Raw genomic sequence first — 1,785 nt, forward strand, 5'->3', positions numbered from 1 at the left:
CCGGGAAATCACTCGCTTTCCATGGGCATGTGGTGATCTTCCTCAGGCTTTGCCTAGCGGGATCTCACCTATCATGTTCATCCCATAGGAGTCTCGCAATTTCCCGGACCTCCTTGCGATTAGTTGGATAACGGAAACGCCTCGGAAAAAGAATTCAAGAAAACGATTTACCCAATCCTAGCAGAAAAAAGACTCCCACCATTGTGAGAGTCTTTTAATGATTAATTGTCCATTTGAGAACGTAAATAGGAGTTGATGAACTTGTCGAGATCGCCGTCCATAACGCCCTGTGTATTACCAATTTCGGTATTCGTACGATGATCCTTCACCATAGAATACGGGTGGAAAACATAAGAACGAATCTGGCTTCCCCAGCCGATTTCTTTTTGTTCGCCACGAATGTCATCAAGCTCCTGCTGTTGTCGTTCAATCTCCAATTGATAAAGCTTCGATTTCAGCATTTTCATCGCTTGTTCACGGTTTTTGATTTGAGAACGCTCAGATTGACACGTTACAACTGTATTCGTCGGCGTGTGCGTGATCCTTACCGCAGAATCAGTCGTGTTGACGTGCTGTCCACCAGCACCACTGGAACGGTACGTGTCGATTTTCAAATCTTCCGTACGTACATCGATTTCAATTTCATCGTTGAACTCAGGCATGACTTCGCACGAAACGAAGGACGTATGACGTCTTCCTGAAGAATCAAACGGCGAAATTCTGACCAGACGATGAACACCTTTTTCTGCTTTCAAATATCCATAAGCATTGTGCCCTTTAATCAGTAAAGTAACACTCTTCACGCCGGCTTCTTCACCTGGAAGGTAATCCATCGTTTCCACTTTAAAGCCTTTCTTCTCTGCCCAGCGCGTGTACATACGCAGAAGCATACTCGCCCAGTCCTGAGACTCTGTACCGCCTGCACCAGGGTGAAGCTCAAGAATCGCATTATTCTTGTCATAGGGCTCGCTTAACAGGATGTTCAGTTCAAACTGGTTCAAGTCCTTCACCAGCTGTTGAATTTGATCTTCTAAATCGACTAGAAGATCTTCATCTTCCTCTTCTTTCACAAGCTCGTAGGAAACTTCCAGGTTTTCGTGCGTTTCTTCATGCTCTTCTAACGTGTGAACGAGTGACTTCAAACCGTTCACCTCATCGATGACTTTCTGCGCGGTTTTCTGGTCTTCCCAGAAGCCAGGTGCTGTCATCTCTTCTTCTAGCTCAGCAATTCGGGTTTTTCTTTGATCGATGTCAAAGAGACCCCCTGAAGTCCGCTAAACGATTAGCTGTATTATCTAGTTCATGGCGAATTTCGGCCATATCCATATCAATCACTCCTAATTTTTTTCATACATAATCATATTAGATTCTTTCCATTAAATCACTATTTAAAAATAAAGAATTTTCATAGCACTGGGTATGTGCCCTGACCTTATACAGGCCATAGACAAGGGAAGACACTCTCTTGACGAGAGTGCCTCACTGCCTTATTTACCATGGCAATTCTTATATTTCTTACCGCTGCCGCAAGGACATGGGTCATTACGTCCTACATCATCTTTTTTAACAAACGGCTGGCGTTTTTTCTTCTCTTTGCTTTCTTCCCCACCAGAGACCGCTGTAGCTCCTTTCGCTACTTCCTGACGCTGCAGGTTGTTGCGAATTTGGGCTTTCATAATATAACGGGAAACTTCTTCTTCGATGTTCGTAACCATTTGTTCAAACATGCGGAAGCCTTCGAAATTGTACTCACGGAGCGGGTCGTTTTGACCGTACGCTCGCAAG

Annotated in this window: 2 protein-coding genes; both read right to left on the reverse strand. The window is 44.5% G+C overall.

Annotated elements, in window-relative coordinates; all coding sequences use genetic code 11:
* Positions 1-221: 221 nt before the first annotated feature.
* A protein-coding gene (gene prfB / locus LD39_RS20335; protein WP_156112700.1) for a peptide chain release factor 2 occupies positions 222-1,326 on the reverse strand; the annotation gives its coding sequence in 2 pieces (ribosomal slippage) (positions 222-1,253 and positions 1,255-1,326; 1,104 coding nt in all).
* A gap of 161 nt (positions 1,327-1,487) precedes the next feature.
* A partial coding sequence (locus LD39_RS20340) for an SEC-C metal-binding domain-containing protein (RefSeq protein ID WP_197061468.1) occupies positions 1,488-1,785 on the reverse strand: 298 nt, incomplete at its 5' end.

The organism is Halobacillus sp. BBL2006, from assembly GCF_000786645.1.
GTDB lineage: Bacteria > Bacillota > Bacilli > Bacillales > Halobacillaceae > Halobacillus.